2 rRNA genes are annotated in these 1913 nt (G+C 48.3%); both read left to right on the forward strand.

The features are described 5' to 3' along the window. Window positions 1-426 (forward strand): 16S ribosomal RNA (locus LQ757_RS19575); the annotation flags it as partial. A gap of 782 nt (window positions 427-1208) precedes the next feature. Beyond that, window positions 1209-1913: ribosomal RNA gene (locus LQ757_RS19580) — 23S ribosomal RNA — on the forward strand; the annotation flags it as partial.

Below are 1913 nucleotides of genomic sequence, written 5' to 3' on the forward strand. Positions count from 1 at the left end.
CTTCTTAGAGGGATAAGCGGTGTTTAGCCGCACGAGATTGAGCGATAACAGGTCTGTGATGCCCTTAGATGTCCGGGGCTGCACGCGTGCTACACTGGTGGAGTCAGCGGGTTTTTCCTATGCCGAAAGGTATCGGTAAACCGTTGAAATTCTTCCATGTCCGGGATAGGGTATTGTAATTATTGCCCTTAAACGAGGAATGCCTAGTAAGTGTGAGTCATCAGCTCACGTTGATTACGTCCCTGCCCTTTGTACACACCGCCCGTCGCTATCCGGGACTGAACTGATTCGAGAAGAGTGGGGACTGTCGCTTCGAGGTTTAACGACTTCGTTGTTGCGGAAACCATTTTTATCGCATTGGTTTGAACCGGGTAAAAGTCGTAACAAGGTAGCTGTAGGTGAACCTGCAGCTGGATCATCGCCGTGCCTCTGTGCCCGTGATATCCACAAACCTTAAGATGCTCGACTGGCTTCACGGTCAGTTGAGTGTCGAAATGTCAACGTTCCAGTTGAGATGCCACAACAACTGGCAAGAGTAGTGACTGTCCGACCCATGGAACGTGGCAGTTATTCCAAAACTACTTTTGTGTCAGGGCTTAATGATGAGTGAAAAGTGTTTGCTGTTCTGCAGTAGACGTTGTTCACGAGTCGTCTCAACACAACCGCTATGTGTCTCCTGGTGGCTATATGCGTCTAGGCTTCTTCTTCTTTGCGGAGAGGAAGTTAGTTGACGATAGTCTTGATGATCGTGGTTCGGTTTCGGCCGAGCCAAGGCGCCAAAAACACATAAGCACCTTTTCATATTTGAATCAGTACACTGATTGCCAAAAGTCTTCACGGACATGCGGTGATTTGTTGTTGAGATTTGCATCTCGATAATACGTACTAGCTTCAGCGATGGATCGGTTGCATCGAGTATCGATGAAGAACGCAGCTTGCTGCGTTACTTACCACGAATTGCAGACGCTTAGAGTGGTGAAATTTCGAACGCATAGCACCAACTGGGCCTCCAGTTGGTACGTCTGGTTCAGGGTTGTTTAACTCAATGCCTTAGGCTTCTCTTCGGAGAGTCTTCGGCTTGTCGGGCAACATTAGTGAGCTGAGATTCGCGTCTCGGCATACTGATCTTGTCCTAGTCCAGAAGCATCACAAGTCAAGACAGAGCTTCACCGTTCTGTCTTGTAATGTGACGCGCTACTCTTATATCGGAGGAGCTGCCAAATGGCGTCCGACTTGACTCGGCTGATCATCAAGACGTGTTTAACTGCGTGTCTTATGATGTGAAGCTACTGCATCTATGTCAGAATGTGTCGTCGCTCCTTTCGAATACTGGGATTCGTCTAGTCTCGTGTGTGTGTTGATATCGAATTAATTTTCGATTGATGCGGCGCTGAGAAGAGAGACGGTGCGTGTCTTGCTAATCTCAACCTGAACTCAGTCGTGATTACCCGCTGAACTTAAGCATATCATTTAGCGGAGGAAAAGAAACTAAAAAGGATTCCCTTAGTAACGGCGAGTGAAACGGGAAGAGCCCAGCGCCGAATCGATCAGTCTTTGGCTGCTTCGAAATGTGGCGTATAGGTGTAAGTTTCCAGCAGTGTCGTATGTCCGAAGTCCTTACGATTGAGGCCATAAACCAGAGAGGGTGCGAGCCCCGTTCTGGATAGCGGCACTGTTGGTTCGCTTGCTCCTTGGAGTCGGGTTGCTTGAAAGTGCAGCCTAAAGTGGGTGATAAACTTCATCTAAGGCTAAATATCGACTCGATTGCGATAGCGAACAAGTACCGTGAGGGAAAGTTGCAAAGGACTTTGAAGAGAGAGTTCAAGAGAACGTGAAATCGCTGGAGTGGAACCGGAGACAGTTGATGTTGCTTGGAGACAAGCTTGGTGACTGGTCGCTTAGTTGTGATCGTT

The sequence above is a fragment of the Agromyces cavernae genome (assembly GCF_021044935.1).
In the GTDB taxonomy this organism is placed as follows: Bacteria; Actinomycetota; Actinomycetes; order Actinomycetales; family Microbacteriaceae; genus Agromyces; species Agromyces cavernae.